This is a genomic window from Marinobacterium litorale DSM 23545 (assembly GCF_000428985.1).
GTDB classification, from domain to species: domain Bacteria; phylum Pseudomonadota; class Gammaproteobacteria; order Pseudomonadales; family Balneatricaceae; genus Marinobacterium_D; species Marinobacterium_D litorale.
This window is the reverse complement of the sequence record NZ_AUAZ01000010.1, coordinates 46,472-72,674: the sequence shown is the minus strand read 5'-3', so window position 1 is coordinate 72,674 and position 26,203 is coordinate 46,472. Positions and strand designations below refer to the sequence as shown.

The window sequence follows — 26,203 nt, the reverse complement described above, 5'->3', positions numbered from 1 at the left end:
CATGAGTTTCGACGACAAGAAAGATCTTAAGGACACTGTGAGCGCCAGTACCGATAATCAGGAAAAGCCAAGCGGGATGAGCCGTCGCGGCTTTCTCAAAACCGCCAGCGCCGTTGGTGGGGCCGCACTGGGTTCCGGTGTCATCACCGGCTTCCCGATGATCTGGGCCCAGAACATTAAAAACGTCACCCTCAGACAGTTCGGTACCGGGGTGTCCAACCTCAACGCCATCGCTCAAAAGGCCAAAGAAGACCTGGGTATCAACCTGGAGCTGACGGCACTGGATTCCGACGCCGTGGCTCAGCGTGTGGTGACTCAGCCACGCTCTTTCGATATCGCCGATATCGAGTACTGGATCTGCAAGAAGACCTTTCCGGCCGGCACCATGCAGCCGATGAACACCTCGCGCCTTAAAAACTTCGACAAGATCTCTCAGCTGTTTATCACCGGCAAGCTGAACGAGGATTCCGAAATCGCACAGGGCACCGCGCCGCACACCGTGGGCTTTGTTGAAGGTAAAGACTCGGTTCGTTTCGCCGATGAACCCACTGACTGGATGACCCTGATCCCAACCATCTACAACGCGGATACGCTGGGCATCCGTCCGGATCTGGTGGGCCGCCCGATCACCAACTGGCGCGATATCATGGACCCTGCATTCAGGGGCAAGACCTCGATCCTGAACATCCCCTCCATCGGCATTATGGATGCGGCGATGATCTGCGAATCCATGGGTGAGATTCAGTACGCCAATAAGGGCAACATGACCCGCGAAGAGATCGACGCCACCATCGAGATCCTCAAGGCTGCCAAAGCCGATGGTCAGTTCCGCGCTTTCTGGAAGAGCTTCGATGAGTCGGTCAACCTGATGTCCTCCGGCGAGGTGGTGATCCAGTCCATGTGGTCACCGGCAGTTGCTGCGGTTCGCGCCAAAGGCATCGCGTGCAAATACCAGCCACTGGAGGAGGGTTACCGTGCCTGGGGCGGCGGTATTGGCCTGGCCAAGCACCTGTCTGGCCTGGAGCTGGATGCAGCCTACGAGTATATCGACTGGTACCTCTCCGGTTGGGTCGGGGCCTACCTGAACCGTCAAGGCTACTATTCCGCCGCGCCGTCCACCTCCAAGCAGTATATGAGCGAAGACGAGTGGGGTTACTGGATCGAAGGAAAAGAAGCCCAGGGCAATATCCTCAGCCCGGATGGCAAGGTGATGGAAACGGCCGGTGCCGTGCGTGATGGCGGCTCCTACTGGGATCGCATGGGCTCTGTCGCCTGCTGGAACTCCGTCATGGATGAAAATAAATACATGGTTCGCAAGTGGAACGAGTTTATCGCGTCCTAACCGCGTACCGATGATTAAAAGGGGGCGACGCTTCGCCCCCAGCCGCTTTCCGGAGAGAGTTTTCGATGCGTTTTCTGACCGCCAATCCCAGTTACCTGCAGGTGACCCCCCTGGCACTGGTGATTCTGCTGTTTTTGCTGTTTCCCGTGGCGACAATCGTGATTGTCAGTTTCTGGGATTTTAATGCCTACCAGCTGATACCGGACTTCATATTCGAGAACTATGAATTCCTGCTCACCTCCAGCGTTACCCTGAGCGCCTATCTGAAGACTTTCTTCTACGCCATTACCACCTGGGCGATTACGCTGACACTGGGCTTCACCGTGGCCTACTATCTGGCCTTTTATATTCGCAGCCCTTTGCTGCAGGGGGTGCTGTTTGTGCTCTGCACCGTCCCTTTCTTAACCTCCAACATCATTCGCATGATCTCCTGGATTCCGCTGCTTGGACGCAACGGGCTGGTTAACTCCACACTCCAGGAGATCAACCTGATCGACGCCCCCATCGAATGGCTGCTCTACAGTGACTTTGCCGTGGTGCTGGCATTCGTTCACCTCTACACCCTGTTCATGGTGGTGCCGATCTTCAACTCCATGATGCGGATCGACCGTAACCTGATCGAAGCCTCCATCGATGCCGGCGCCAGCGCCTTCCAGACCATTTTTCAGGTCGTTGTGCCTCTGTGTAAATCGGGCATCGCCATCGGCTCTATTTTTGTCGTGACGCTGGTCATGGGGGACTTCATCACCGTGAGTCTGATGAGTGGCGGCCTGAGCGCCTCGGTCGGTGTACTGATCCGTAATGAGATATCGCTGCTGCAATATCCGGCCGCTGCGGCGGGTGCGGTGGTGTTGCTGATCACCGTCCTGATCATGCTCAGCATCATGTTCCGTTTCATCAACATCAAGAAGGAGCTGTAACCATGGCAGCCCTTGGCAAAACAAAACGCAAGGCGGGTTTTATCCCGCTGACGATTATCTTCATTCTCTTTATCGTTTTTCTATATGGTCCTACCGCCACCATCGCGATTCTGTCCTTTCAGGGTCCGGAGGGTGGCCTGACCTTCCCGATGAACGGTGTCTCCCTGCACTGGTTCCGGCAACTTTTTGAAGAGCAGCAAGTAGGCGATTTTGGCGGTTCTCTGACCCGCTCTCTGCTGCTCGGTCTGTCAGTGATGCTCTGCACCGCAGTGTTCTCGCTGCTGGCAGGCCTCGCCTACCGGCGCAGCTTTAAAGGCGGCGATGCGCTGTTCTACCTGACACTGGTCAGCCTGATTCTGCCATCGATTCTGATCAGCCTCGGCATCGGCATCATGTTCGACCGCATCGGCCTGTCTCCGGCCTGGTACAGCTCCGCCTTTGGCGCACACCTGACCTGGACCCTGCCGTTTGGCCTGCTGATCATGTTCGCCGTGTTCAATCGCTTTAATAAAAGTTATGAAGCTGCCGCCATCGACATGGGTGCGACCGCCTGGCAGACCTTCCGGCTGGTTGTTTTTCCGCTGATTCTCCCCAGCCTGATCGGTGTGTGCCTGTTCGGCTTTACGCTCTCCTACGATGAGTTCGCCCGCACACTGATGACCGCCGGCACCTTCAACACCCAGCCGCTGGAAATCTATGGCATGACGACCAATGTGACCACGCCGGTGCTCTTCTATGCACTGGGCACGATGACAACGCTGTTCTCTTTCACCCTGATCAGCTCTGCGCTGATCGCGATCTGGGCCGTCCGTAAAAGCCGTGCTCGCAAAGCCCCCACCGGAGTCTGAATGCATGAAACTGCGAGTGATTAATCCCAACGACAGCCAGCTCATGACCGAGATGATTGCGCATAGCTGCCGCTCGGTCGCACCGATGCTTGATATCGATGCGGTCTGCGCCGGTGCCGGCGTTGCCAGTGTTGAGGGTTTCTATGATGGTGCGCGGGCAACCTCAGGCGTTCTAGACCGCATCGCCGAGGGGGAAACCGCCGGCTGTGAGGGCTATCTGATCGCCTGCGCGGACGACACTGCATTGCACGCAGCGCGCGAATTGGCCCAGGGGCCGGTGCTGGGAATCGGCGAAGCGGCTATGCATGCCGCCAGCCTGCTCGGTTGTGGCTTTTCGATCTTAACCGCACAGCAGAAGTCGGTGCATATTCTGGCCAGTAACGCCCGAAGCTACGGCTTCGGGGTCCACTGCCAGGGCGTACACGCTATGCAGCTGCCGGTACTGGAGCTGGAGCACAGTGACAACACCGATCTGCAAGCCAACTTGATCCAACGCGCCCAGCAGATCATCGCCCAGGATCATAGCGAAGTTCTGGTACTGGGCTGCGCCGGTTTAACGACCCAACAGCCAATGCTCCAGCAGGCCTTGGGACTCCCGGTGATAGACGGTGTTCGTGTGGGAATTCTGCTGCTCGAAGCGCTGGTGCGCGCTGGGCTGCGGACCAGCAAACACTGCAGTTACTCAAGAGCCGGATAGAACATCCTCCAAGTCCTGAGCGGGTAGCGGCCGGCAAAACAGATACCCCTGGTAGCAGAAGCAGCCGTACTCTCTCAGCTTATCACGCTGTTCGCGGGTCTCCACGCCCTCAGCGATAACGCCAAGATCGAGGCTTTCCCCCAAGCCAATAACCGTTCTGACAATCGCCGCATCGTTGGCATCATGCATTAGGTCTCGGACAAAGCCCTGATCAATTTTGAGTTGATCAAGCGGCAAGCGCTTCAAGTAGCTCAGGGATGAGAAGCCGGTTCCAAAATCATCCAGCGAGAAGGTAACCCCATAGCGGCGTAGTCGGGCCATTTTATCGATCACCGCTTCGACGTTACGGACCAGTATCGATTCTGTAAGCTCCAGTTTCAGACGCGAAGGATCCGCCCCGCTCTGCTCCAGGGCACCTACCACCTCACCAACAAACCGCTCGTCATGCATCTGCTGAGCACTGATGTTGACCGCGACCACAGCGCTCGATAAGCGCGGATGCTTCTGCCAACGAACCAACTGCTGACAGGCTTCGCCCAGAATCCAGCGCCCCAGCGGCATGATCAGTCCACTGGCTTCAGCCACAGGTATGAAAGCCCCCGGTGAAATCATGCCCTGCTCTGGGTGACGCCAGCGAATCAGAGCTTCCAGCCCCAGTAACTGCTCGCTGTCGTTATATTGGGGCTGGTAGTGAAGTTCAAACTCTTGGGCGGCCAACGCACGCCGTATACCCGCCTCAAGTTCGGTGCGTTCTTTGACCTGAGCCTGCATAAAGGGGTCATAAAAACAGAAGCTGTTTCGTCCCATCCCCTTGGCTTCGTACATGGCAAGCTCTGCACGCTTAATCAGCTCGCGACCATCCTCCCGGTCTTCATTAAATAACGCGATACCGATGCTGGCCGAAGGGGTGTAATTACCACTATCGAGGCTGAAATTCCGGTTGATCTGGCCAATCAGGTCACTGACAACCTTCTCGGCGTGGAACAGACACTCATCGTGAGTGCCCTGTAATCCCTCCAATACCGCCACATAAGCATCACCACTGTAACGCGCAAGTGTATCTCCCTCCCTAAGCCTGGCACGCAGGACATTAGCCAGTTGACACAGCAGCTGATCACCGGCGCGATGCCCAAGGCTATCGTTCAGGTCGCGAAAGTTATCCAGGTCGAGAAAAAGCACCGCGCCACCCAACCCCGTCCGCCTGCAGGTGGCCAGGGCATGCTCAAGCCGCTCATCCAGCAGGCTCTGATTAGCCAGGCCCGTTAATGCGTCGTAGAAAGCGAGCCGATGAATCTCCTCTTCGCTGCGTCGCTGGTCCGTGACATCGGTGGCAATGCCGATCAGGCCATCGATATGCCCCTTGTCATCCCTCAGCGGCTGTTTGACGGAATAGTAATAACGCGGCTCTGATTCGGGTAGCTGATTGACCTCCTCCTGACTGAGCCGCTGCCCCTCTTCGATAATGCAACGATCTTCCGAACGAATTCTGGCAGCCGTATCTGGGCTAAAAAAATCCCGGTCTTCACGACCGATAATTTTGTCTGCCTCTACGCCAAACAGCTCCGTCACCTTAGCATTGACATAGCGATAGCGGTACTCGGCGTCCTTAATAAAGATATACGCATCCACATTGGACAAAACAGCGCTCAGGCTCGCTTCACTTCGCTTTAATGACTGGGTTCGGGCTCGTACCTGTCGGCGCAGTATCCAAACAAACAAAAGCGCTACAGCTAACAGCAGAGGAGTCGCTACCAGAATCGACCAAACCAGCGGAGAGTGTCGCCACCCTCTGTCACCCTGAGACCAGCGTTCCAGAACACTGTAGTAAGGAGAGTCCCGAGCGACCTGCCAGCGCGCGAGCCACTGATCGATAGCACCAAGGAGCTCCAGGCCTTCACCTTGCGGCGTTGCATAGAACAGTTTTACCGGCTGGAAAACCACGGGGGTGGAGTGCAATGAATAGGAGGGCGCGTGGTAATCCCCAAACAGCTGGTTGGCAACAGCCACATCGGCGGCACCAGAGGCGACTTTATCGAACGCGGCATCCAGAGAATTTACACGCAGAAAACGCAGGTCCCAACCGAAGCCATCCGCCAACCTGCGCAGGTAATCCAGTTGAATCGACCCATCCAATACAGCGATACGCTGACCGTCCAGATCCATTGCCGACGCAATTGTTACCGAAGGTGAGGCGTAAAGCTGGGACCAGCTGCGCAGTGCCGGGCGGCTGTGAAAGTTCGCCCATTCAGCACGGGCCTGGCTATACGCCACATCCGGCATCAGATCCAGTTGCCCCTGGCGCAGAAGTTCAAGGCAGCGCTGCCAGTCACAGCTGACAGCGGTCAGTGACCAGGACTCCTGTTCGGCAATTTCTACCAGTAAGTCACCCAAGATACCGGAGGGCTGGCCATCATCCCCCATAATCAGCTTGGGCGGATTTTCATAGACGCCAACGCGCACTTCTCGCTCGGCAGCATCGAGAGGGAGAGCGACTGACACCAGACCTGCCGACAGCAGCATCAAGATGCAGGAACGAATCCATCCATTCTCGCCCAAATACGGCATCTGTAACTCCTTTCCACCCTGCCAGCCTCACTCAGAAGACCAATTCCAACCATATTAGTCAAGCATAGCAGGCGGAGATCAGGCTGTATGACCCTTCGAAAAGGACACGGATTGAGCAAGATCAAACCATCGCCGCTTAACTTCGCTAGACTTAGCCCATTCGCTACTTACAGGGTCCTGCTATGACAACCAAACTGATCGCTATCGCCACCGGCCAGGATGGTCGCGTCTCCCCCCACGCCGGCCGCGCGGATCATTGGCATGTTTATGCCGTGGCAACGGGGGACGATCACCCGGAGTTAGCCTGGGAAATTCGCCTGACAGACACAGGCTCCTTACATGAATGGCATGTCCGTGACGACGCCAGTCGACATCCGCTGCACGCGGTTGATGTTGCAATCGCAGGTTCAGCTGGAGAGGGCGTTATTCGTCGTCTCGCCGAGCACGGTACCCAGCTTGTAACCACCGCAGAACAAGCGCCGCTCAAGGCCGTATTCGATTATCTGGTGGATACCCTCAAGCCGGGACTACCCCACGAGGAGGAGCACTGCCTGCGCCCGGAACATCGTGAACAACGCAAGCAGGAAGGTGCCTGAATCCGCCCGACTACAGATTGGAGACAAGACGGGGAATCACTGATTGTCTATAATCGGCCGCCGATATCCTCCAACCGACTATCGAGAGATTCACCATGACCGATCGCCTGACACTGACCCGCCCTGATGACTGGCACCTCCATCTCCGAGATGGGGCCGTGCTCGAACACACAGTGCCGGCCACGGCCCGTCAGATGGGCCGGGCGATTGTAATGCCTAACCTGAAACCGCCCGTGGTGGACGCAGAGCAGGCACTGGCGTATCGCGAGCGTATCCTGAACCACCGGCCACAAGGCAGCGGCTTTGAGCCGTTAATGACACTTTATCTGACCGACAACACGACACCCGAGATGATCGCTGCGGCAAAAGCGACGGGGAAGATTGCAGCCGTGAAGCTCTACCCGGCGGGCGCTACTACCAACTCCGACTCCGGTGTGACCGATCTGGGTAAGCTGGATGCCGTCTGCGACGCGTTGGCCGACAATGACATGCCGCTTCTGGTCCATGGTGAGGTCACCCATCAGGATGTGGACATCTTCGACCGGGAAAAGCGCTTTATCGATGAGGTTCTCTCACCGCTGGTCACCCGCCATACCACGATGAAGATGGTAGTGGAACATATCACCACTCAGGATGCAGCCCAGTTCGTCCAGGCGATGGGAAACAATGTAGCGGCGACAATCACCGTTCAGCACCTGGCTTACAACCGCAATCATATGCTGGTCGGCGGTATCCGCCCTCACCTTTTCTGCTTACCGGTTTTGAAGCGCAATATCCACCAACGCGCACTCCAGGAAGCGGCCATTAGCGGCAGCGCGAAGTTTTTCCTGGGCACCGATTCAGCGCCCCACGCAAAAGGGGCTAAAGAGTCCGCGTGTGGCTGTGCCGGCTGCTTCAGCGCCTATGCCGCAATCGAGCTTTATGCAGAGATATTTGACGACCTGGGGGCCCTGGATAAGCTGGAGGGTTTTGCCAGCCATTTCGGTGCTGATTTCTACGACCTGCCTCGGAACAGCGATACCATTACGCTGACGAAAGAGCCCTGGCAGGCACCTCAGGAGATGGCGTTTGGCGCTGATGTCATTGTTCCCCTGCGTGCCGGGGAAACCCTGCGTTGGAAGCTTGCTGACTAGAAACAGTGAAAGGCACTGCCACACCCGCCGGCAGTGCCTGCCAAGTCACTCGCCGCCCTGTTTAGTCGGTGCGGCCTGCTCATGGGGCTGCGCACCGAGCTGCCGTAGAGCCTCAAGAACCTCATCAAGACGGCTTGAGCGATCTGCACCCATCGCCTCCTCTTCCGCGACCGACTCTTCCCTTTCATCAAACTCCCAGCGTCGTAACAGCTTGAGCTTCTGTTCTTGACTCAGCGCTTCGTCCTTCAAGATCTCCACAGGCGCGGTATACATCTTGGCGGGATCCAGCATTGCCTTGTCAAACTTCATTCATTACCTCCACATGATTCTTTACAGCTACAGGTGTGACGCCCAAAGCGCGAGACGGTGTCTCATCGACTGTTGAGAGACCTGAACCTCCGGCATCGGTTGAATAACGCCGTCGTGAACCAATAGCCTGTAAATGTATTCAATTTTTAACTCAGCGGAGTCGTGGGGCTCAAAAATCACGGCACCCCGCTCTTCACCATACCGAGTACCCTCAGCGATCGCTTTTTTGATCAGCTCTTTCTCGTTTTTCAGCTTTTTCATCCACCCAACTCCCTCAGACTCTGGTTACAGCATAGACATAAATCCGGTAACCGGGAGCGTCAGGTTTTACCCCGACGGTCTGGGACGTTAACATCGCGGTTCCTGTCTTCAAAATGACTGAACTATGAAACTGAATGACCCGTTTGGCCGTATGGCCCGCCGCCGCGAGCGAGAATACCAATCCCTGCGACAGTCACTGATCAATGCCGGCCTCACCGACCGGACCAAGGCGGAAGAGCTGATCGAAAGTCTGCAGAACCGTAGCCGTAAAGGGTTGTGGATATTGATACCCGCCACAGCGGTCCTTGCGCTGCTTTTCAGAGAATATGCGGTTTATATTCTCGCGGTGGGTGGTCTCATAATTCTATGGCTCACCAACACCATGAGCCGCGGCAGCGAATATATTCGCCGGTATATTGAGGAGGAGTGCGGCGGCGAAACGTCACAGGAACAACCTGAGGCGCAGCCGGATGTGAATGAACTGCCGTCCGAACCCGCACAGCCCAAAGATGACGGTGAACCCAGGCACAAAGAGTAGAGCCACGCCATCCCTGCCACCGAATCCACACCTTCAAATTATTGACCCATGTCAATAAAACAACATTTACGCAGTAAAGCTGACACGAGTGACAGCTTTACTGCGCCGGCCTCTCTCCATCTCCCACTCAGGCTCCGCCACTAATCCATTGATTTAGATCAACAAACAAAGCCGAACAGCGACGACCTCAGCTTGACAGCTGCGCTGGCACATGAATTGCCATATCAAAAACAACATGGCGACTCACTGCACACGGCCTATCCCCCCTGACGTGCAGGCGGGTGGCGGCGGGGAAACCCGCCCGCGCCATGCCACCGGTGCCATACCGGCGAACCGGGCTACACACAGACCAACGTTGGGAGAAACGAGAATGGCTAAATTCTATTTGAATAAGGAAGTGCAGGCACAAGTCGGCAACCAGATCCATGACTCGGAGTGCGACAAGCTGCCCGCCAGGGAGTCGCTGCGTTACATCGGCTCCTACTCCAATCCACAGGCAGCTCAACAGGATGTCAAAATGTTCCACGAGACAGTGACATTCTGTCCTCACTGCCTCGGATAATCGTTTTCGTTTCCGTCGCCAGCCGCGGCTGTCACCCCCGTGACTGACGGCGGAAACAACCTTTACTGGGCACTGACAACGTATTCAAGCACTTCGATCACCTGCTGCGGTGTCTGTGCCCAGGCCATAGCACCAGCATCCACCTCCTTCAGGGGGTGTATAATATCTTCGCCATGAAGCGTCACGTACGGCTTGCCCAGCGCCGCACAAAAACCGGCGTCAAACGCGGCATTCCACTGTTTATACTTATCCCCAAAACGGATAACGGCCAGATCACAGCGTTCTATCAATGTTTTGATACGTATCGCGTTCACCTTCGCCGACTTGTGATCGCGCCAGAAGCCAGAACTGTCCGGTGCCAGATGATCACCCGCCGCATCACTGGCATCGTGGTCGGTCACCGCAGAGGTAAACCGGATCGGTAGCTGCTTGCTGCGGCACCCCTCGATGATCTGCTCACGCCAGTCCGTGTGGATTTCACCCGAAAGATAAACCGTCCACTCCATATCGCCTCCCGATTATCATCAAATACTGAACCGTGTAGCGGCCCATTGTACATAAAGCCTGTGCTCTAGAACGCACCCTCGGCCTCCAGTCGTTCCGCGATCCCTTCGGCCAAAGCGCGGTATCCCAATGCATTGAAGTGCACCTGATCCGACTTGTAACGGGCCGTGCGCAAAAGATCCGCAATCAGCGTATCGATAAACACCAGGTCGTATTGCTCAGCCAACTCCCGGTATACGGGCGCAACACTTGAAAACAGGTTTTTCTCCGGTACGCCAATCAACACGACCTGCGCCCCGCTTGCCCGGATTTGCTCAATCATCTGAGCCAGATTTTCACGGATCTGTGCCGCATTTCGGTTACGCAGTATGTCATTGCCACCTTCCAGCAGTAACACCAGCTGTGGGGCTTCACGCTGCAACACCTGCTCAAGACGGGCCAGCCCCTCTGAGGTTTCCTCGCCGGACACTCCGGCATTAATCACCTCCAGCCCGGTAATCTGAGCCAGCTGAACCGGATAGCTTTGACCCGGTGCCACTCCATACCCCTCCGTCAGGCTGTCACCAAAGGCAAGGATCCGGTCATCCGGCCCAAGTGTTTCGAGACGTCCCTCCCCGCAGCCGCTCAGCACCAAAACAGCTATCAAAAGTAACCCTGCATACCCATACCGCCACGCTGAATTGGCCTCCATCTTCCCTCCGTTATTTCCCTGTTGCCTGTCGGTTATTTTCTTAAAATACGCTACCCTGAACTCAGATGCACCGCGCCCTTCAGCATTCGCGGTGTCAGATAATGGGTGATTTATCAGCCCACGCATAACCCCGCAAGTGTTTGCGCTGTATCAGGGACTTCTGTACTGCATGGAACAGTTCTGGTTCTTTTTGGTTTTAGCCACCCTCGTGGTGATACTGTTCGATTTTACCAATGGCTTTCATGATGCTTCCAATATGGTGGCCTCGGTGATTGCGTCACGCTCCATGACACCGGCCATGTCGGTGGTCATTGTGGGTGGCTTTACCTTTCTCGGGCCCCTTCTGGGGGGGACCGCCGTTGCCAATACCATCGGCAAGTTCGTAACGCTTGATGATCTTCCGACCCAGCTCTCGCTGACAGTCGTAATCTGCGGCTTGGGTGCCGCTACATTCTGGAATCTGTTTACCTGGTGGCGCGGCCTGCCCTCCTCCTCATCCCATGCGTTAGTGGGCGGCCTTGCCGGTGTTGTGGTCGTCGCAGTCGGCCCGGACCATGTACTCTGGGGGTTTCAGGCACTGACCGATGGGCATGTCACGGGTGTAACGAAAGTGCTTCTGGCGCTGTTTCTCTCGCCGCTGGCGGGCTTCTGGTTTGGCTTTGTGCTTCAACGCCTGGGCCTTTTTCTGCTACGCCAGGCAAGCCCGCTGATCAATCGGGAGCTGCGCGCAGCGCAGTGGCTCTCCACGGCCGGACTGGCGTTTGCCCACGGCGCGAACGATGCTCAGAAGAGCATGGGAATTCTCACCCTCTGTCTACTGCTTAGCGGCGAGATCGACCATTTTGAGGTCCCTCTCTGGGTTATGCTGGTCTGCGCCCTGGCGATTACGCTGGGAACGGTTCTGGGCGGCTGGCGAATTGTCCGAACGCTGGCTTTCGCTATCTACAAGATTCGCCCCCTGCACGCACTCAACTCTCAACTCACTTCCGGGGGTGTAGTGTTCCTGGCCTCATTGATCGGCGCGCCAGTCTCGACCACCCACGTGGTTTCATCCTCGATCATGGGAATTGGCGCTTCGGAACGTCCGCGTGCGGTGCGCTGGACCAAGGCCCGAGAGATCGCCACCACCTGGCTCGTCACAATACCCGGCGCCGCCATGGTCGCGATGCTGTTTTACGCTGGCCTGGATTTAACTGGATTGGCTTGATTCAAGGAAACGCGCTATGAACCACCCTCACAAAAAAAGCTTTCTGGCTCGCCTGCTGGATCGAATAATCCCCAGCCCAACTGACTTCTTCGGACTATTGGCTGAACAAAGCCGCCTGGTTAGCGCGACCATCCGCAATCTGAACCACTACATGCAGACTGCGGATGAAAAAACCGCCGAATTGCTGTCACAGGACGAACACGCCGCTGATACGCTGAAAATCCAAAACCTGCACCAGCTCAATCGCGCCTTTTCCACTCCGATTGACCGCGAGGATATCTACCGCGCTATCGAGGCGCTGGACTGGATTGTGACCCACAGCAAAAGCACCATCAATGAAATGACCGACCTTTCCGTCACGCCCGACCGACACATGCAGTTAATCGTCCAGGAGCTGCTGCAGGGCAGTGAAGCCCTGGAACGTGGTTTTACAGCGCTCACTGATTACCCACCGGCGGTGGAACAGGAAGCGCACTCGGCACGCCACTCACACCGCCGCATCGAGCGCATGTATCGCCACGCGCTGGCGGAGTTATTCAAGGGCGAGGTGACCCCGGAGATGCTTTCCAAGCGGGAGATCTATCACCATATGATGGACGGTTCACGTCGCCTGCACGCCGCGGCCAACGTGCTACACGATATTATGGTTAAACTGGTCTGACTCAATCCGCCCTTCGCACCAACCAGCGAAACAGTGCAAACTGGGAGGGCAGATAGAACAGATACTCGGGATGCCACTGCACGCCAAACACAGGAGGTCCTTCCGTCTGCTCCACAGCCTGAGTAATCTCGTCCAGATCCCAGCCCACCACTTTCAGGGATCGCCCTGTATCCCGAATGGCCTGATGATGCAGGCTATTGACCCGCAGGTGCAAACGACCGCACACCTGTGCCAACCGCGAGGCCGGATCTACACGGACCTGTTTGGTGGGCAACAGTCCGGGACGGTTATAGGTCTTTTTCCGTAACGCACGTATATCCTGGTGCAGGTTTCCCCCCTGAACCACATTAATCAGCTGAGCACCGCGGCAGATGCCAAGCAGGGGCACGCCCTGCTGCAATGCCCAGTTGATCCACCCGATCTCCAGCTGGTCTCGCGCCGGATCCGCTTTCACTTTGGCGTCTATATCGCCACCGTAATGCTCGGGGCTTATATCGTTTCCACCACTGATCACCATGGCATCCAGTGGTTTGCCACTGGGGTGATGGCGTACGCTGATCCGCTCAGGCGTGGCTCCGGCCAGACGCAGTGCCAAAGCGGTGCACCACCAGCTGGGTGCCCAACGCCGGCCGTTGCCGGTTACGCCAACTCTTGGTCTTTGAGCCATTGATCAATATGCTCCACCCAACCTCTGCGATTGACACCCAAAACCGGTTTTTCGGCCGCTACAAAGGCATCTCCCAACTGCTTCAACGCATCGGGCCGCTCGGCCAGCTTTTCCACAACCCACCATCGATTCCAGGATTGCGCTAAAGACCAACCCGGGCGCTCGATCTGACAGTTGGGAAGACGATAGTGAAACGTGGGACGGGACTTGATTTTGGGGTCCTCCACCACCTGTCGCACCCGCTGCTCATCCACTTCGGCCAATAACGGCAGCAGATCCAGGGCTCGGTTACGGGTCGGATTATGGCTCAGGTAGTCGTCAATCAATGTTGCCATATCCGGGTTTTGAACCGTCAGCAGACGATGCACGTAAGCTTCTGGATAAAGCCCGATATAGGGGCTGATTCGGCGCGCCGCGTTAACCTCATGCACCTCCACCAACCACCACTGAAGCAGCACGAATGCGCGCAGGTAGTCGTGCAGTAGCCCGGCCTCCAATGCCGGAATCTCCGGGTTGATATGAACCCCGTAGGCGGCAATCAGCGACTCCTCTGTGCCCTGCGCACCGGCACTTCGCAAAGCCTCAACCAGCGTGTCCAGCTCGCTCAAACGATCCATCGCCACAGGGGGGCAAACCACCTCGACCGGGACCAGCAATCCAGCGGCCTGACTCAAACGGCGCAGCCACTCCTCGTTCTCTCCGGCCTCCCCGCTTTCCGCCGCCTTTCGCTTGAGGAACTCCCAGTCCAGCTCAACATTAAATTTACCCAGCCCCGGCGCTTCCAGCACCTGTTCAGCTTCCGTGCGCGAGCGGACCTCCGCGTTCAGGCTACGGCACAAAGCGGCTGATGTATCAGCCAGGCTAATCCCGGAAAACTCAAGCTCAAATCCGACTCTGCGGACAGAGCCATCCTGCTTTTCCAGCCTTGAAGGCAGTCGATATTCCTGTCCGGGCGTCATCTCGCTACTCCTTGGTAGAGCATCAGACTAACCCTAAGGCGGGCTCGTCGGTATAGATACACACATTCCACGCTTCAGCTAAACCCGCTTCGGCTTCACAATAGCGTGCAAAGAAAGCCTGTATCTCCTCGCGTTGGCAGTGCCTTTCAAAACTTTCAATATCTCGCCAGACTTCGTGAAAAACGATGGGGTAGCTGGTGCCCTCGGCAAAGGGGCTGGCGATCTGTCGCGTCACACGATACTGCACACAACCATCCTCGCGCAGTGTATTGGGTTCCAGGGATTGCAATACCCGGAACAACTCCAGGTCACACCCGGGGCGAGGTTTGAACTGGGCAGTACAGTAGATAAGTGACGACATACAGGCTCCTTTTCAATGGGTTCCAACCTGTTTAGCTTTGCACAGACAGCCAATGGTTGCATCCTGCCAGTGGGTACCTGGCCTCACTCAATTCTCAAGAGCTGAACGACACGTTCCTGCAGCGCAGGTATCACCTGATCCTCAAACCATCGATTCCGGCGCAGCCAAAGATTATTCCGCGGACTGGGATGAGGTAATGGCAGCGCCTGAGGCCAGGTATCACGCCAGGCCGCCACGCGCTGCGTCAGACTACTCCCCCTATCGCCGAAGAAATAGGCTTGAGCGAAGCGTCCCAGAACCAGCGTCAATTCGACCTCCGTCAGATGATTCATCAACGCATCCCGCCAGGCCGGGGCGCACTCAGGCCGAGGTGGCAGATCCCCCGACTTACCCGTTCCTGGAAAGCAAAACCCCATTGGCAGAATTGCCACCTGCTTCCGGTCATAGAACTCAGTTGATGTGAGCCCCATCCACTCACGCAGACGCTGTCCACTGGGATCATCGAAGGGGACTCCAGCCTCATGGGCTTTGCGGCCTGGAGCCTGTCCGATAATCAAAATCCGCGCTGCGGGGTGGGCTTGAAAAATCGGCTTAGGTTCAAATGGCAGATGTTGAGCACAGAGGGTGCAGGCCTGAACCTGCTCCAATAGCGCATCAAACTTCATGACAGACAATCCCCCACGCAGCGTCATACTCTGGAGCGTCAGCTTACAACATAGTGGACGACGTCTGATATGGGTGATCATGCTGGTACATGGGTTGCATCACAGGTTGTAAATTCGGCTTTTTATCACAAGCCCAACAAATCGCCCGCGCCAACCTGACCACCCGGTACTAAGGGGTGTCGGGTTGCCGACAGAATGGATAGCAACCATGAGTAAAATCGGCATTTTTTTTGGTACCGAGACCGGTACCACCCGCTTGATCGCCAAGAAGCTTTACAAGATTCTTGGCAGCGATATCGCCGATAAACCGGTGAACGTTAACCGCATCTCTCCAGCAGATCTGCTCCAGTATGACGCGCTTATTCTGGGAACGCCCAGCTATGGTGAAGGTGATATCCCGGGCAAGGGTGCATCCGGCTGCTTCGAACCCAATTGGGAGGAGTTTCTGGCGATGATGGGACGGCCGGACATGAAAGGCAAACGTATCGCCATGTTTGGACTGGGCGCTCAGGAACGCTACTCAGAGCGCTTCGCCAGCTCATTGATGGCGCTCTACCAGGTATTTGCCGGCCTCGGCGCGGAAATGATCGGCGAGTGGAGCACCGAGGGCTACACCTTCCAGTACTCCGCATCCGCGATCGGGGATCAGTTTGTCGGCCTGGTCATCGACCAGCGCACCCAGGGCATGCACACCGAAGAACGGCTGCAAGCCTGGGTCGATCAGATTAAGCCCGCCCTGCTGGAAAAAGTCGAAGCTACAGCTTGATTCACCCGCGCTGTTCCCAGTTACTCGCCGGCCGATTCCATCTCCGGCTCCGGCTGAGCGCGGCCTGCAAAGAGGTCGCGCAAAAGCAGGATCACAAAAAGCGTCCCGCTAATAACGACCGGGGAGATCACCAGCGCATTTGCCTCTATCAGCAACTTGTGGGGGCCGACTCCGGGTAGCGCCGACAATGCTGACAATGCCAGCCAGAATTTATAGGCCGGGTGGCTGTTCCACACGAGCCATAACGCCACCATAAAAATGGCCAGGACAGCCGCGTTAAGCGGGCCAACAAAGTCTGGAGGAGCCACTGCTGCTTTGCTGAACAGCGCAATTAACATCATGAGATGCAAGATAGACAGGCCGATCAAAGCAGCCAGGGACAGCTGCGCGGTAGGTGATAATCGAGTCATGGTTCTACCCCTTAAACCTCGTTTTGGTTGAGAGGTCCGAGGATGACAGCCCAAGGGCACGCGCACATTAACCGATGTTAAAAACGCTCAGCCCGGCTTATGACGAATCCGGGACAGGGACACATTGGTGATACCCAGAAACGAGGCCAGATGGTAATCCGGTAAACGCTGACTGAGCTCCGGGTTCTGGGCTTCAAACTGAACCAACCTCTCCCGTGCACTCATCAACAGAAAATCGTGTTCGCGCTGAAATTTACTCTCCAGTAAGCGTTCCGCATAAGGTAAGGCGAAACGCTCCCAGGCCCCACAACCCTCCAGCAGCGCCTGTAAAGGCCCAACGGGACAGCTGATGACCGTCGTCTGCTCAACTGCCGCGATTTCGAAACGCACCGGATATTCTCGGTCTCTGGGTGCCACGGGCCAGATCACCGCCCCCTCGGTAAAGAAGGACTTATTGGACTCTCGACCATCTGTATCCAGGTAGTAGAGGCGTACCAGGCCACGCTCGATAAAAAACAGGTGACGCCAGTGCTGTCCTGCCCTCACTAATGGCTGTTTTGCTGGAAAGACCTGCTCTTTAAGGCCGGATTCGAGCGTTCTGCATTGATCAATGGACAGTGACAGATTACCTAAAACCTGCTCCATCAATGGTTGAAAAAGTGCTGCCTGCCCCCGGCCCATTTCCTGCGCTCTCTGATAATTAGCGGATTCTTCTGCCTATGCTGCCAGATACACAATGTAGACGCAGGTAAAAAAACCACCGCAGTAGACGATGCTGCGCAGTGTAGCCCAATCGGCCAGGTAGCACACCGCGTGCCCAAGCCTAAAAGCCATATACAGCACAGCTGGCACGTCAAGAGAGGTGAGCGGTAAACCCGCTGAATAAGCGATAAACAGCGTCACCACGAACAGGATGGCCGCTTCCCAGGCATTCTGTTGCGCTGCCATGGCGCGCGCACCGATCCCTTCCAGCTGCCCCTGCTGGGCGCGGGGGTTGTTGTTATCGATGGTGCCGAACTGACGCAGCCGGCAGTTTACCGCCACGCCCGCCAGTACCACCGGAAAAACGGTCAGAAAAAAGAGTATATACAGAGCCAAAGCCATAACGACGGACCTCAAAAGTGATGAATAAACGATCGGCCAATACAGGTGTTTAATCTCGGTATACGGTGCTTTTCTGAAATCGGTTTCCGGTCCTTAACGTCAGGGATTGGATTGTTCGCAGAGAATGAGTCTGTGCAATACACCACTCGCAAGCCTCAGGTGCCGAGGCGTGCAGAATCACGGTGCTCGATGTTTCTCAAAAAAGCTCAGAATATCGGCGTAGACCGGGCGCTGGCCCCGTAAAAACCAAGTCAGGCTCGCTATAACACCAACGTGATCCAGATCGGGATATATACGTGTTTCGACCCGGCCCTCCTGTTCACGAATGGCCGCTGACAACCGGTCCATATTCCGACGCCAGACCGCCTGATCCTCTTCGCCCCACATCAACAGCATCGGCGGCTCACCGCCGTCGATGAAGGTCGGCACCTGCATCTGAGGATAGCGCTCCGGTGGGCCAAATATCTGTTTTAAATCTTCGGCTTGAGGAATGAAGTCATAGGGCCCTGCCAATCCAGCGAACGCTTTAATGACGTCAGAGCTCAGCCCCTCTGCACTGAGGTACCGTTCATCAGCAGCCAGCAATGCCCCTATGTGCGCGCCCGAAGAGTGCCCCGCGAGAAACAGCCGCTCCGGGTTACCACCGTAATCATGGATGTGACGATGCACCCAGGCCACAGCCTTGGCGCCATCCTCGATAAAGGCAGGAAAGCGAACCTGTGGATACTTGCTGTAATCGGCGATAACCGTGACATATCCGTGCTCGGCGAAGGCTTCAGCCACGAACGGATACATCTCCTTTGAACCGTCACTCCACCGGCCACCGTAGAAAAAAACAACCACGGGAAGCGGTCCCTGTCGGTCAAGTTGTGGCACATAGATATCGAGTTTCTGAACTGGCAAAGCGCCATAATCGACATCTTTATAAAGACGAGTTGTGCTGAATTTTGCGGGCAGGTTAGCTAGCTCAAGCCCTACATGGGTACAGCCAGCCAACAGCAGTGCTACAAAGCCGGTAAAAAGCTGTTTCATGTTGCAGTAGCGCCTTTTGGATAGTCTATTGGCAATAAGTACCCGATACGTAACCAACCGCGTGGCAGACCAACGCCGAGTCAATACCGTTCATAAATCACGCTCGCACATATCCATACACGAATCCCGGCTTACATTCTCTCCACAAACATCAAATACCTAGCCATGTGAAACCGCGCTGGCGGCAAACCACTGTTAACATAGACGGGTATACAACAGCGTTTCACAGGTAACACATGATTCCCACGCAACTCAGTACATTCATCGCTGTGGTCAATAACGGTAACTTTTCATCTGCAGCCCGACAGCTGGGTATCTCCTCGGCCGCGGTAAGCAAGTCGATTGCTCAACTTGAGAAGACGTTGGAAGTCCGGCTATTTCACCGCAGTACCCATTCGTTGACACTAACCGAAGATGGGCATGACCTGTTCAGACGAACCGGCCACCTGGTTGAACAACTTGAAGATCAGATCAGCCTGAGCACCGAAAAGAAGAAGGCCCCGCGCGGTCGGCTTCGAGTCAATATGCCCGATAGCTTCGGTCGAATGGTAGTGCTTCCGCTTTTGCCCGCCTTTATGGAGCAGTACCCCGATATTGAGCTGGACCTGACCTTCGAGGACCGAATTGGAGACATCATTAAAGAAGGTGCCGACGTGGGGATCGGCGTTATGCTAAACCACGACAGCTCGCTGATTGCTCGGGACTTTTACAAGGTGCAACCGGTGGTGGTAGCGAGCCGGGACTATGTCAAAGTGCATGGCGCTCCCAAAACCCTCGACGACCTGTCAAAACACAACTGCATCGCCTACCGTTCATCGAAATCCGGTCGCAAGCAAAACTGGAACTTCCGGGTAAACGGTGAACAGATCCAGGTGGTTCCCCACGGAAACCTGACCGTCAACAACCTCTCTGCCGCCGTAAAAGCCGTTGAAATGGGGGTTGGCATAGCGACCGTGGGTATCGAGCAATCCAGCCAGTACATTGAAAGTGGCTGTTTCCGCCGGGTTCTTAAAGAGTACGAAGTGGACCCTATTCAGGTGATGATCTACTACTCCTCCCGTAGCTACCTACCGGCCAAAACCCGGCTCTTCATTGACCATCTTGTTACAAACGTTAAGGAAACGGTCGTTAGCGACCTTGATGACGCTGTCAGCGATCTCTAGCGCTTAGGTTTAAACCTTTAGTTAAAACCATTTCAATTTATTGCTATCTACAAGTAACAACAGCCTCAGACGTAGAATGATCTCAAGTTGCTAAGCAAGCAATCGATCAGCAAGCGAGTGGCCCCACTAAACACCGAGCCGACGCTTTCTACTTTCGAATCAAAAGAGGCTTTAATCATGAAAAACGTATTCGCAAAAGGTTTTAAAGGTACCGCTTTCGCATTCGCTATCAGCGCGCTCTCACTGTCTGGTACTCAGGCTTTCGCCTCCAGCGTGGAATCCGCCGAATTCGGTAACGGCGCCTGGAACTGGTGGGAGCAGTCAAGCCAGAGTGTTCAGAACGCTCAAGCATCGGGCCAGACAACTAACCTCGACGCTCTTTCTCCGGAGTTTGGTCAGGGCTCCTGGAACTGGTGGGCCGACGCTCAAGACAACACAATCAACGGGGTGACTGTCGCTAAAAACGATTACTCACCGGTAGAGCCCAGCCCTTCATTTGGCGCCTTCGCCATCGATTGGTGGAATAAGAGCTAAGTTCGACTGTTACCCTTCCCCGATAGAGTGCTCCAATCAGTGGGCACTCTTTTTACGTTTGCCCGCCTCACACAACTCCCAAAGCTGCTGTTTCTCAAGCCAGAACATGGGCGTTGTCCTGAAGAAAGCCGCCAGTTTAAGCGCTGTATCAGCCGTTATCGCACGCTGGCCATTAACGATCTCATTGATGCGCCGCCTGGAGATGCCCAATTCCCGGGCCAGGGCTGTTTGAGAGATATGCAGAGGGATTAGATAGCAGCGCTCCAGCAACCGCCCCGGATGTTCGGGGCGGCGTCCCTGCCAGGGTGACAGGAGAGCGGAAGCGCGTTCGGCGCGGTCAGTCAGGCTTGTCATCCTTGAACATGCGCCAGCCACCGACCATGGTGGAGATCAGTGACTGCCGGGACATGATGTCCTCACGCACAGCCACATAAACGTGGGTCATGACAAAAATCACGATGTACCACATACCCAGATGATGCCAGGTATGCACATCCTGACTCTGACCGAACAACGGTATGACCCAGCCGAACATTTGGTCAGCCCAGCTTCCCGCGCCCAGGCCCTCACCGTATAGCGCGAAGCCGGTGACGATCATGAAGATGTTGCCGATTACGAAGAAGCCGAACATGGCCAGCTGCCCCAGCGGGTTGTGACCAATGTATTTTTTCGGAGTCTTTGCCAGGAACAGGTACCAGCGCACCTCATGCCAAAGCTCGGACCACCAACGTCCTTTCCAGACCGGAACAATAAACAGCTCCCGGGAGTGGCGATTACCCACACAGGCCCAGTAGATGCGGCCGATAAAGGCAATTGCCAGGATATACCCCGCCGTGAAATGGGCAAAGCGAATATACCCCATCAGGTAGTTATCGCTGGCCTCCCCCGGCTGAGTGGGCAGAGGTGAGCCGATGAAGTACCCGGTGATACCCAGCGTCAGTACACAAAAGACTGTGACCCAGTGCCAGAGACGAACAGGCGCCTCATACACATAGACCGCCGTCTGCTTGCGGACCTTGTCCTCGCTGTCACCGAGTTCGAGTTGTTTTTCCAGTGCCATCGCGGAATCCTCCACGGGCGCGCGAAACCTCCGCACGCCCTCGCTATCAGCGGATTTTCACCTTGGTCAGCTCCTGGCCGTCCGGTGACATCACATGGGTCGAACAGGCCAGACAGGGGTCGAAACTATGCAGTGTGCGCAGGATCTCCACCGGCTCATCCGGACGCTCCATGGGCGTATCCAGCAGGGACGCCTCAAATGCACCGATGTTGCCGTTGTGATCGCGCGGTGTACCGTTCCAGGTGGTCGGGACGATCGCCTGATAGTTGTCGATCTTGCCATCCTTGATCTTGATCCAGTGTCCCAGAGCGCCACGGGGAGCTTCGTTGATCCCGACGCCCTGTGCTTCCTTGGGCCAGGTACTTGGATCCCACTTCTCTACATTAGCGGTAGAGCTGTCGCCCGCCTTGATGTTGTTCACCAGAGCATGCCAGTCATCGAGCATGGTATCGGTACAGAGTTCGCACTCCAGCGCACGCGCCAGGGTACGACCCAGGGTCGATGGCAGGAACTGTTTCAGACCCAGCTCCATGCCCGTGGCCTGGTTAAAGGCGGACAAAGAGCGGTCCACCTGCTCCTGCACATACTCCTTGCCCGAGACGTAGGCGATGATGTAACGCGCCAGCGGACCCACTTCCATGGCATGACCGCGCCAGCGCGGAGCCTTGATCCATGAGTACTTGGCGGACTCGTCGATCTCCTGGATGTTGGTCTTGCTGCCCTTGGTGTTGGGGCCCAGTTCGAAGTTAGGTTCGGTGACACCGTCCCAGGGATGCAGTCCCTTGTTCTCGTCGCCTGCGTAGCTGTACCAGCTATGGCTGACAAACTCCTGAATCTGCTCGGGATCGCGTACATCCACCGGTAGCACTTCATTCCAGTTACCGTTGACGATAGCGCCGGCCGGCAGCAGATCGGAGGACTTGTCTCCGGGAACCTGGGTGTAGGTACCATAAGAAAGCACGTTCTGACCGGCCAGACCGCCACCGTACAGCCAGTCTTTGTAGATACCGGCCACGGCCAGCACATCCGGCAGATAAACGTTCTTGGTGAAAGCCTGAGCTTCACGAATACGCTCAAGCACGAAGTTGAGGCTGGTCATATTGACCGGCGCACCAGCCGCGCCCACGTCATCCAGATTGATGGCGCAAGCCACGCCGCCCACCATGAAGTTCGGGTGCGGATTCTTGCCGCCAAAGATAGTGTGGATCTTGACGATATCCTTCTGCAGATCCAACGCTTCCAGATAATGCGCCACGGCCATCAGGTCCGCCGCCGGTGGCAGTTTGTAGGCCGGGTTGTCCCAGTAGCCGTTGGAGAACAGGCCAAGCTGGCCGCTCTCGACAAACTTCTTCAGGCGCGTCTGCACATCGCGGAAATAACCGGGGCTGGACTTGGGATGGTGAGGAGACACCATCTGCTGCAGCTCGGAGGTGGCTTTCGGATCCGCTTTCAGGGCATTAACCGGGTTAACCCAGTCCAGCGCGTGCAGGTGATAGAAATGTACGATGTGGTCATGAACCTGAAGGGTCTTGTCCATCAGGTGCCGGATCAGATGCGCGTTGTAGGGAATATTGATTCCCAGTGCATCCTCTACGGCACGTACCGAGGTCAGTGCGTGGGTACCGGTACACACACCGCAGATACGTTCAACAAAGGCCCAGGCATCACGCGGGTCACGCCCTTTCAAAATGACTTCCAGACCACGCCACATGGTGCCGGTGGAAACCGCGTTACGGATGATATTATTTTCATCCACGTTCACCTCGCACCGCATATGGCCTTCGATGCGCGTGACCGGGTCGACAACGATGCGACGCCCGGAGTTGTCCAGATTACTGGCGTTCAGATCGCTCATGACTCCTGATCTCCCTTGCTGGTCGCCCGCTTGATCGCACTGACAGCCGCATGGGCCGCAATGGCGGCACCCACACCACCGGCCACGGCGGTGCCGATCTCATCGGCATTCTTTTCAATACCAAACTGATGGATATCGGTCAGACGGTCATAGAAACCACCTTTGTCCCAGAAGCCATCTTCTGAGCAGCCAATACAGCCGTGACCGGCCTGAATCGGGAAGGAGGTGCCTTCGTTCCAGCGCACTGTAGAGCAGGCGTTGTAGGTGGTCGGTCCTTTACAACCGACTTTATAGAGGCAGTAGCCCTTGCGAGCGGATTCATCATCCCACTGCTCGACAAACTGACCCGCATCGAAATGGGGACGGCGGTAGCATTTGTCGTGAATACGCTGGCCGTAGAACATCTTCGGACGCCCTTGACGGTCCAGTTCCGGAATCTTGCCGAAGGTGAGCATATAGGTGATCACACCGGTCATCACCTCGGCGATGGGCGGACAGCCCGGCACCTTGATAATCGGTTTATCGGTGATCACCTTATGAATCGGCACCGCCTGAGTGGGGTTCGGTCGCGCCGCCTGAACACAGCCCCAGCTGGCACAGCTACCCCAGGCAATCACGGCCTTGGCATCCTTGGCAGCATGCTTGAGCTGATCGAGGAACGGCTTACCGCCGACAATGCAGAACATGCCATCTTCGTTCAGCGGCGGATTACCTTCCACCGCCAGGATGTACTCGCCCTTGTACTTCTCGATGGTCTGCTCCAGCGCAGCCTCAGCCTGATGGCCGGCAGCAGCCATCAGGGTGTCATCGTAGTCCAGCGAGATCATCGACAGCACCACATCCTTAACCAGCGGATGGGCGGAGCGGATAAAGGATTCGGAGCAGCAGGTGCACTCCAGCCCGTGCAGCCAGACCACCGGCGTACGCGGTTTGGTCTCCATGGCGTGGGCAATTTTAGGGGCAAAGGTGGGTCCTAGACCCAGGGCTGCAGCTGTCAGGCTGCTGTACTTCAACAGGCTGCGACGCGTAATCCCCTGACGTCGCATCACATCGTAAAACGTTTCAATCTGGGACATGCCGTACTCCCCTCGGCGTACCTCTCCTTTCCGCAGGCGGCCACCGGTTAAGCTCTTATCATTCTCAGGCGGAATCAGAAAGAGCTAGAGCAAGAAACGGCCCAACTTTAAAACCTCAAATAATTCAATTGATTAGGTTTAAACAGACGTAAATTACAGAAAACACAGAACCACTAAGCGTGCAATATGGAAGGTTATTTACCAGTCGAACCTGACCAACAACCGGTTAACAGATTGGCTCATCCCGAGTACACCTAAGCCAGAGCCACATCGTAGAAGTGTTAGTGAACGGCGGTTTTCCGTGAGGATGAGGAAGCCGATAGACAGCGGCTATATACGTGATAGCAATTTATGTATTCACATGAACATTAACGGCCTTTATATTAGATATATCTAATCAATAGTAAGGAGCACCGTTATGGAACCCGCAGAAACCGCTACTACCTCAGGCCTCCCGCGTTTGAACGAGCGAGCTCCAGAGTTTACCGCACCGACAACTGATGGGGTTAAGAGCCTCGATGACTACAAGGGGAAATGGCTCGTACTCTTTTCTCATCCGGCTGATTTCACCCCGGTATGCACGACTGAGTTCATGGCTTTTGCCAAGATGGCGCCGGAGTTCAACAAACGCAACTGTGAGTTACTGGGACTGTCCATCGACAGCCATCACTCGCATATCGCCTGGATGCGCAATATCAAGGAAAAATTCGGGGTCGAGATTCCGTTTCCGATCATCGCCGACCTGAAGATGGACGTCGCCCGGGCATACGGAATGATCCACCCCGGCGCTGCAGATACGTCTGCGGTTCGCGCGACCTTTATCATCGATCCCAACGGAATCCTGCGCGCAATGGTTTACTACCCCATGAGCAACGGTCGATCCATCCCGGAATTCCTGCGTCTACTGGATGCGTTGCAGACCAGTGACGAGAATGGCGTAGCAACCCCGGAAGGCTGGCAGCCAGGGGACAGGGTTATCGTGCCACCCTCTGCGACGGCTGAGGGTGCCAACGAGCGTATGGAGTCGGATCAGTATGACTGTGTGGACTTTTACTTCTGCACCAAGCAGTTGTAATCGCCAAAGAGTTTAAAGCGGCACTTCCCAGAGGCCACCGCTTTCAAGCGGTGGCGCTCAGGTTTTCTATTAATGGTTCACAGCGCAATCGTCACTGCGCCCGGATGCCGACTATGAAAATTGCTGTCACCAGCCAGAATCGAAAAACAGTCACAGACCATCCTGGTCGCTGTCGAAAGTTCTGGATTTATACCATCGAAGATGGACAGGTAGCTTCCAAGCGGTTACTTGAGCTGAGCAAAGCCGAGTCGTTCCACGATTCTGATTCTCACGAGCCACACCCGCTGGATGACATTGATGTTTTGATAACGGCCAGTACCGGTCGCGGGTTAACACGGAGGCTGAGCCGTAAAGAGATTCAACTGCAAGTTTCTAACGAGAGTGATCCCGACACGGCGGTAAGACAATTTCTCGAAAGTGGATCTACTTAACGGCTTAAAGGCCGCCTAGCATAGCGATATTGCGCGAGTTTAATGTTGCGCATGATGTCCCCGGAACACGCTATTCTGCGCAGTTCATCATTACGTCATAATGCAAAGACGCCCGGAATGCTCCGCTTTTGAGTTAGATACACCATCGCTCCCAACCCGCGCTTACCCGCTGATCTTCGTAAAACCGGATCACTTTGAAGAAAAACTAATA

The 26,203-nt window shown here is 55.8% G+C and carries 32 protein-coding genes; 15 read left to right on the top strand and 17 right to left on the bottom strand.

The features are described 5' to 3' along the window. Nucleotide 1 precedes the first annotated feature (1 nt). The 4 genes from G403_RS0110190 (at nt 2) to G403_RS0110175 (ending at nt 3,807) form a co-directional block, all read left to right on the top strand. Nucleotides 2–1,342 (top strand): ABC transporter substrate-binding protein, encoded by a 1,341-nt coding sequence (locus tag G403_RS0110190; protein WP_027853906.1) that lies wholly within the window; start codon nt 2–4, stop codon nt 1,340–1,342. Between the two features lie 65 nt (nt 1,343–1,407). Then, nucleotides 1,408–2,262 (top strand): ABC transporter permease, encoded by an 855-nt coding sequence (locus tag G403_RS0110185; RefSeq protein ID WP_027853905.1) that lies wholly within the window; start codon nt 1,408–1,410, stop codon nt 2,260–2,262. Nucleotides 2,263–2,264: 2 nt separating this feature from the next. Then, nucleotides 2,265–3,110 (top strand): ABC transporter permease, encoded by an 846-nt coding sequence (locus tag G403_RS0110180; protein WP_036233317.1) that lies wholly within the window; start codon nt 2,265–2,267, stop codon nt 3,108–3,110. A gap of 4 nt (nt 3,111–3,114) precedes the next feature. Beyond that, nucleotides 3,115–3,807, top strand: a complete 693-nt coding sequence (locus tag G403_RS0110175; protein ID WP_027853903.1) for an aspartate/glutamate racemase family protein — start codon at nt 3,115–3,117, stop codon at nt 3,805–3,807. Here G403_RS0110175 and G403_RS0110170 read toward each other — a convergent pair. Continuing rightward, nucleotides 3,793–6,372 carry an EAL domain-containing protein gene (locus G403_RS0110170; protein WP_245578247.1) on the bottom strand — a complete coding sequence of 860 codons (2,580 nt, stop codon included), beginning with the start codon at nt 6,370–6,372 and terminating at the stop codon, nt 3,793–3,795. The two genes, G403_RS0110175 and G403_RS0110170, sit on opposite strands and share 15 nt — an antisense overlap. 182 nt (nt 6,373–6,554) lie before the next feature. On the opposite strand from G403_RS0110170, the gene G403_RS22885 reads away from it, so the two are divergent. Both G403_RS22885 and pyrC read left to right on the top strand, forming a co-directional pair. Continuing rightward, nucleotides 6,555–6,968, top strand: coding sequence for a NifB/NifX family molybdenum-iron cluster-binding protein (locus tag G403_RS22885; RefSeq protein WP_051298842.1), 414 nt, complete (start codon nt 6,555–6,557; stop codon nt 6,966–6,968). 95 nt (nt 6,969–7,063) lie between these two features. Then, nucleotides 7,064–8,101 carry a dihydroorotase gene (gene pyrC / locus G403_RS0110160; RefSeq protein WP_027853901.1) on the top strand — a complete coding sequence of 346 codons (1,038 nt, stop codon included), beginning with the start codon at nt 7,064–7,066 and terminating at the stop codon, nt 8,099–8,101. 45 nt (nt 8,102–8,146) lie between these two features. Here pyrC and G403_RS0110155 read toward each other — a convergent pair whose 3' ends face one another. Together G403_RS0110155 and G403_RS0110150 are read right to left on the bottom strand one after the other, a co-directional pair. Continuing rightward, the gene (locus G403_RS0110155) at nt 8,147–8,410 is read right to left on the bottom strand and encodes a hypothetical protein (protein WP_027853900.1); all 264 of its coding nucleotides are present in this window, start codon (nt 8,408–8,410) and stop codon (nt 8,147–8,149) included. A gap of 27 nt (nt 8,411–8,437) precedes the next feature. Continuing rightward, entirely contained in the window at nt 8,438–8,671 is a 234-nt protein-coding gene (locus G403_RS0110150; RefSeq protein ID WP_027853899.1) for a DUF5062 family protein, read from the bottom strand. A gap of 124 nt (nt 8,672–8,795) precedes the next feature. Here G403_RS0110150 and G403_RS0110145 point away from each other — a divergent pair, with 124 nt between their 5' ends. Together G403_RS0110145 and G403_RS0110140 are read left to right on the top strand one after the other, a co-directional pair. Next, on the top strand, nt 8,796–9,209 hold the full coding sequence (locus G403_RS0110145) for a hypothetical protein (RefSeq protein WP_027853898.1): 414 nt from the start codon (nt 8,796–8,798) through the stop codon (nt 9,207–9,209). 370 nt (nt 9,210–9,579) lie between these two features. After that, on the top strand, nt 9,580–9,771 hold the full coding sequence (locus G403_RS0110140) for a hypothetical protein (protein WP_027853897.1): 192 nt from the start codon (nt 9,580–9,582) through the stop codon (nt 9,769–9,771). A gap of 62 nt (nt 9,772–9,833) precedes the next feature. Here G403_RS0110140 and G403_RS0110135 read toward each other — a convergent pair whose 3' ends face one another. Together G403_RS0110135 and G403_RS0110130 are read right to left on the bottom strand one after the other, a co-directional pair. After that, nucleotides 9,834–10,277 carry a YtoQ family protein gene (locus G403_RS0110135; protein ID WP_027853896.1) on the bottom strand — a complete coding sequence of 148 codons (444 nt, stop codon included), beginning with the start codon at nt 10,275–10,277 and terminating at the stop codon, nt 9,834–9,836. 65 nt (nt 10,278–10,342) lie between these two features. Next, nucleotides 10,343–10,966 (bottom strand): arylesterase, encoded by a 624-nt coding sequence (locus G403_RS0110130; protein ID WP_027853895.1) that lies wholly within the window; start codon nt 10,964–10,966, stop codon nt 10,343–10,345. 169 nt (nt 10,967–11,135) lie between these two features. Here G403_RS0110130 and G403_RS0110125 point away from each other — a divergent pair, with 169 nt between their 5' ends. Together G403_RS0110125 and G403_RS0110120 are read left to right on the top strand one after the other, a co-directional pair. Next, nucleotides 11,136–12,173, top strand: a complete 1,038-nt coding sequence (locus G403_RS0110125; RefSeq protein ID WP_051298840.1) for an inorganic phosphate transporter — start codon at nt 11,136–11,138, stop codon at nt 12,171–12,173. Between the two features lie 16 nt (nt 12,174–12,189). Further along, nucleotides 12,190–12,834, top strand: a complete 645-nt coding sequence (locus G403_RS0110120) for a DUF47 domain-containing protein (RefSeq protein ID WP_027853893.1) — start codon at nt 12,190–12,192, stop codon at nt 12,832–12,834. Between the two features lies 1 nt (nt 12,835). Here G403_RS0110120 and G403_RS0110115 read toward each other — a convergent pair whose 3' ends face one another. The 4 genes from G403_RS0110115 to G403_RS0110100 all read right to left on the bottom strand — a co-directional run bounded on the left by G403_RS0110115 (nt 12,836) and on the right by G403_RS0110100 (nt 15,486). Continuing rightward, on the bottom strand, nt 12,836–13,501 hold the full coding sequence (locus G403_RS0110115) for a gamma-glutamyl-gamma-aminobutyrate hydrolase family protein (RefSeq protein WP_027853892.1): 666 nt from the start codon (nt 13,499–13,501) through the stop codon (nt 12,836–12,838). Next, nucleotides 13,474–14,460: an amidoligase family protein gene (locus G403_RS0110110; protein ID WP_027853891.1), complete on the bottom strand. Its 987-nt coding sequence runs from the start codon at nt 14,458–14,460 to the stop codon at nt 13,474–13,476. The genes G403_RS0110115 and G403_RS0110110 overlap by 28 nt, the downstream gene beginning before the upstream one ends. Nucleotides 14,461–14,482: 22 nt before the next feature. Continuing rightward, nucleotides 14,483–14,821, bottom strand: coding sequence for a putative quinol monooxygenase (locus G403_RS0110105; RefSeq protein ID WP_027853890.1), 339 nt, complete (start codon nt 14,819–14,821; stop codon nt 14,483–14,485). An 83-nt stretch (nt 14,822–14,904) separates the two neighbouring features. Then, nucleotides 14,905–15,486 carry a uracil-DNA glycosylase family protein gene (locus G403_RS0110100; RefSeq protein WP_036233312.1) on the bottom strand — a complete coding sequence of 194 codons (582 nt, stop codon included), beginning with the start codon at nt 15,484–15,486 and terminating at the stop codon, nt 14,905–14,907. A 208-nt stretch (nt 15,487–15,694) separates the two neighbouring features. Between G403_RS0110100 and G403_RS0110095 the strand changes: the two genes are divergently transcribed. After that, nucleotides 15,695–16,252, top strand: coding sequence for a flavodoxin (locus G403_RS0110095; protein WP_027853888.1), 558 nt, complete (start codon nt 15,695–15,697; stop codon nt 16,250–16,252). 20 nt (nt 16,253–16,272) lie between these two features. Here G403_RS0110095 and G403_RS0110090 read toward each other — a convergent pair whose 3' ends face one another. The 4 genes from G403_RS0110090 to G403_RS0110075 form a co-directional block, all read right to left on the bottom strand. Next, entirely contained in the window at nt 16,273–16,662 is a 390-nt protein-coding gene (locus G403_RS0110090; RefSeq protein ID WP_027853887.1) for a hypothetical protein, read from the bottom strand. A gap of 87 nt (nt 16,663–16,749) precedes the next feature. Next, entirely contained in the window at nt 16,750–17,343 is a 594-nt protein-coding gene (locus tag G403_RS22880) for a Crp/Fnr family transcriptional regulator (protein WP_051298838.1), read from the bottom strand. A 36-nt stretch (nt 17,344–17,379) separates the two neighbouring features. After that, nucleotides 17,380–17,766, bottom strand: coding sequence for an MAPEG family protein (locus tag G403_RS0110080; RefSeq protein WP_027853886.1), 387 nt, complete (start codon nt 17,764–17,766; stop codon nt 17,380–17,382). Nucleotides 17,767–17,943: 177 nt separating this feature from the next. Further along, the gene (locus tag G403_RS0110075) at nt 17,944–18,798 is read right to left on the bottom strand and encodes an alpha/beta hydrolase (protein ID WP_027853885.1); all 855 of its coding nucleotides are present in this window, start codon (nt 18,796–18,798) and stop codon (nt 17,944–17,946) included. A 236-nt stretch (nt 18,799–19,034) separates the two neighbouring features. Between G403_RS0110075 and G403_RS0110070 the strand changes: the two genes are divergently transcribed. Further along, nucleotides 19,035–19,961 carry a LysR family transcriptional regulator gene (locus G403_RS0110070; protein WP_027853884.1) on the top strand — a complete coding sequence of 309 codons (927 nt, stop codon included), beginning with the start codon at nt 19,035–19,037 and terminating at the stop codon, nt 19,959–19,961. 177 nt (nt 19,962–20,138) lie between these two features. Next, the gene (locus tag G403_RS0110065) at nt 20,139–20,495 is read left to right on the top strand and encodes a hypothetical protein (RefSeq protein ID WP_027853883.1); all 357 of its coding nucleotides are present in this window, start codon (nt 20,139–20,141) and stop codon (nt 20,493–20,495) included. 36 nt (nt 20,496–20,531) lie between these two features. Here the strand turns inward: G403_RS0110065 and G403_RS0110060 are convergent, their stop codons facing one another. Genes G403_RS0110060 through G403_RS0110045 form a run of 4 tightly spaced genes read right to left on the bottom strand, consistent with a single transcriptional unit; the run spans nt 20,532 to nt 24,486 of the window. Continuing rightward, nucleotides 20,532–20,849 carry a HigA family addiction module antitoxin gene (locus G403_RS0110060; RefSeq protein WP_084404000.1) on the bottom strand — a complete coding sequence of 106 codons (318 nt, stop codon included), beginning with the start codon at nt 20,847–20,849 and terminating at the stop codon, nt 20,532–20,534. Beyond that, a complete protein-coding gene (gene cybH, locus G403_RS0110055; protein ID WP_027853881.1) occupies nt 20,833–21,555 on the bottom strand; it encodes a Ni/Fe-hydrogenase, b-type cytochrome subunit in 723 nt (240 codons plus the stop codon). Before cybH ends, G403_RS0110060 begins: the two co-directional genes overlap by 17 nt. A gap of 46 nt (nt 21,556–21,601) precedes the next feature. Then, nucleotides 21,602–23,410, bottom strand: coding sequence for a nickel-dependent hydrogenase large subunit (locus G403_RS0110050; protein WP_027853880.1), 1,809 nt, complete (start codon nt 23,408–23,410; stop codon nt 21,602–21,604). Beyond that, nucleotides 23,407–24,486 (bottom strand): hydrogenase small subunit, encoded by a 1,080-nt coding sequence (locus G403_RS0110045; protein WP_027853879.1) that lies wholly within the window; start codon nt 24,484–24,486, stop codon nt 23,407–23,409. Before G403_RS0110045 ends, G403_RS0110050 begins: the two co-directional genes overlap by 4 nt. A 418-nt stretch (nt 24,487–24,904) precedes the next feature. Here G403_RS0110045 and G403_RS0110040 point away from each other — a divergent pair, with 418 nt between their 5' ends. Further along, on the top strand, nt 24,905–25,561 hold the full coding sequence (locus G403_RS0110040) for a peroxiredoxin (protein ID WP_027853878.1): 657 nt from the start codon (nt 24,905–24,907) through the stop codon (nt 25,559–25,561). Between the two features lie 113 nt (nt 25,562–25,674). Next, nucleotides 25,675–25,992 carry a NifB/NifX family molybdenum-iron cluster-binding protein gene (locus G403_RS22875; protein WP_036233354.1) on the top strand — a complete coding sequence of 106 codons (318 nt, stop codon included), beginning with the start codon at nt 25,675–25,677 and terminating at the stop codon, nt 25,990–25,992. Nucleotides 25,993–26,203 lie beyond the last annotated feature (211 nt).

Bases quoted from the DNA above. Each gene is read 5' to 3' on its own strand.
- G403_RS22880 (WP_051298838.1), bottom strand. From the start codon at position 17,343: ATGGGCCGGGGGCAGGCAGCACTTTTTCAACCATTGATGGAGCAGGTT.
- G403_RS0110135 (WP_027853896.1), bottom strand. From the start codon at position 10,277: ATGGAGTGGACGGTTTATCTTTCGGGTGAAATCCACACGGACTGGCGT.
- G403_RS0110040 (WP_027853878.1), top strand. From the start codon at position 24,905: ATGGAACCCGCAGAAACCGCTACTACCTCAGGCCTCCCGCGTTTGAAC.
- G403_RS22875 (WP_036233354.1), top strand. From the start codon at position 25,675: ATGAAAATTGCTGTCACCAGCCAGAATCGAAAAACAGTCACAGACCAT.
- G403_RS0110080 (WP_027853886.1), bottom strand. From the start codon at position 17,766: ATGGCTTTGGCTCTGTATATACTCTTTTTTCTGACCGTTTTTCCGGTG.
- G403_RS0110110 (WP_027853891.1), bottom strand. From the start codon at position 14,460: ATGACGCCCGGACAGGAATATCGACTGCCTTCAAGGCTGGAAAAGCAG.
- pyrC (WP_027853901.1), top strand. From the start codon at position 7,064: ATGACCGATCGCCTGACACTGACCCGCCCTGATGACTGGCACCTCCAT.
- G403_RS0110045 (WP_027853879.1), bottom strand. From the start codon at position 24,486: ATGTCCCAGATTGAAACGTTTTACGATGTGATGCGACGTCAGGGGATT.
- G403_RS0110155 (WP_027853900.1), bottom strand. From the start codon at position 8,410: ATGAAGTTTGACAAGGCAATGCTGGATCCCGCCAAGATGTATACCGCG.
- G403_RS0110125 (WP_051298840.1), top strand. From the start codon at position 11,136: ATGGAACAGTTCTGGTTCTTTTTGGTTTTAGCCACCCTCGTGGTGATA.
- G403_RS22885 (WP_051298842.1), top strand. From the start codon at position 6,555: ATGACAACCAAACTGATCGCTATCGCCACCGGCCAGGATGGTCGCGTC.
- G403_RS0110095 (WP_027853888.1), top strand. From the start codon at position 15,695: ATGAGTAAAATCGGCATTTTTTTTGGTACCGAGACCGGTACCACCCGC.
- cybH (WP_027853881.1), bottom strand. From the start codon at position 21,555: ATGGCACTGGAAAAACAACTCGAACTCGGTGACAGCGAGGACAAGGTC.
- G403_RS0110130 (WP_027853895.1), bottom strand. From the start codon at position 10,966: ATGGAGGCCAATTCAGCGTGGCGGTATGGGTATGCAGGGTTACTTTTG.
- G403_RS0110065 (WP_027853883.1), top strand. From the start codon at position 20,139: ATGAAAAACGTATTCGCAAAAGGTTTTAAAGGTACCGCTTTCGCATTC.
- G403_RS0110145 (WP_027853898.1), top strand. From the start codon at position 8,796: ATGAAACTGAATGACCCGTTTGGCCGTATGGCCCGCCGCCGCGAGCGA.
- G403_RS0110115 (WP_027853892.1), bottom strand. From the start codon at position 13,501: ATGGCTCAAAGACCAAGAGTTGGCGTAACCGGCAACGGCCGGCGTTGG.
- G403_RS0110180 (WP_036233317.1), top strand. From the start codon at position 2,265: ATGGCAGCCCTTGGCAAAACAAAACGCAAGGCGGGTTTTATCCCGCTG.
- G403_RS0110175 (WP_027853903.1), top strand. From the start codon at position 3,115: ATGAAACTGCGAGTGATTAATCCCAACGACAGCCAGCTCATGACCGAG.
- G403_RS0110120 (WP_027853893.1), top strand. From the start codon at position 12,190: ATGAACCACCCTCACAAAAAAAGCTTTCTGGCTCGCCTGCTGGATCGA.
- G403_RS0110060 (WP_084404000.1), bottom strand. From the start codon at position 20,849: ATGACAAGCCTGACTGACCGCGCCGAACGCGCTTCCGCTCTCCTGTCA.
- G403_RS0110105 (WP_027853890.1), bottom strand. From the start codon at position 14,821: ATGTCGTCACTTATCTACTGTACTGCCCAGTTCAAACCTCGCCCCGGG.
- G403_RS0110185 (WP_027853905.1), top strand. From the start codon at position 1,408: ATGCGTTTTCTGACCGCCAATCCCAGTTACCTGCAGGTGACCCCCCTG.
- G403_RS0110075 (WP_027853885.1), bottom strand. From the start codon at position 18,798: ATGAAACAGCTTTTTACCGGCTTTGTAGCACTGCTGTTGGCTGGCTGT.
- G403_RS0110050 (WP_027853880.1), bottom strand. From the start codon at position 23,410: ATGAGCGATCTGAACGCCAGTAATCTGGACAACTCCGGGCGTCGCATC.
- G403_RS0110070 (WP_027853884.1), top strand. From the start codon at position 19,035: ATGATTCCCACGCAACTCAGTACATTCATCGCTGTGGTCAATAACGGT.
- G403_RS0110100 (WP_036233312.1), bottom strand. From the start codon at position 15,486: ATGAAGTTTGATGCGCTATTGGAGCAGGTTCAGGCCTGCACCCTCTGT.
- G403_RS0110190 (WP_027853906.1), top strand. From the start codon at position 2: ATGAGTTTCGACGACAAGAAAGATCTTAAGGACACTGTGAGCGCCAGT.
- G403_RS0110150 (WP_027853899.1), bottom strand. From the start codon at position 8,671: ATGAAAAAGCTGAAAAACGAGAAAGAGCTGATCAAAAAAGCGATCGCT.
- G403_RS0110170 (WP_245578247.1), bottom strand. From the start codon at position 6,372: ATGCCGTATTTGGGCGAGAATGGATGGATTCGTTCCTGCATCTTGATG.
- G403_RS0110090 (WP_027853887.1), bottom strand. From the start codon at position 16,662: ATGACTCGATTATCACCTACCGCGCAGCTGTCCCTGGCTGCTTTGATC.
- G403_RS0110140 (WP_027853897.1), top strand. From the start codon at position 9,580: ATGGCTAAATTCTATTTGAATAAGGAAGTGCAGGCACAAGTCGGCAAC.